Origin of the sequence: Priestia aryabhattai (genome assembly GCF_023715685.1) — a bacterium.
In the GTDB taxonomy this organism is placed as follows: Bacteria; Bacillota; Bacilli; order Bacillales; family Bacillaceae_H; genus Priestia; species Priestia aryabhattai_B.
On record NZ_JAMBOQ010000101.1, the window covers coordinates 1 to 385 of the forward strand.

The 385-nt window shown below is 66.2% G+C and carries 1 protein-coding gene; it reads left to right on the forward strand.

Annotation, left to right across the window (positions count from 1 at the left end; all coding sequences use genetic code 11):
- Positions 1-126: 126 nt before the first annotated feature.
- On the forward strand, positions 127-385 hold a 259-nt coding region (locus M3225_RS29170), incomplete at its 3' end, for a hypothetical protein (RefSeq protein WP_251400797.1).

Below are 385 nucleotides of genomic sequence, written 5' to 3' on the forward strand. Positions count from 1 at the left end.
GCTCGTGATGGGTCTACTCTCCCTGCGAGCGGCATCGACGTCGTTCGCCAGGACCAACGCAACCAGTCCGGCGTTGGTGCAAGTGCCCCCGCGTCGTTCCAGCGTTTTGCAGGTGCGGTTGGACCAGTGGATACGACACCCCTGGATGTTGCGACGCCGATGCCCCAAATCGTGACCGACGCACAGCACCGTGTGGATGTTACGCAGCAACGGGTCGCGAGCGAGTCCGCCGCGCCGATCAAGCAGGTGCGTGACCACGTCGATCCGTCGGCCGACAACAAGCCGCTCATGACGCCCGAGCGGGCGCCGGGCCGCTTGCTTTCCTCTCCGCCCGCGGCGCCGTCAGCTTCCGATAGCAAGGGGCCCCTGTCGGCATGGGTGAACT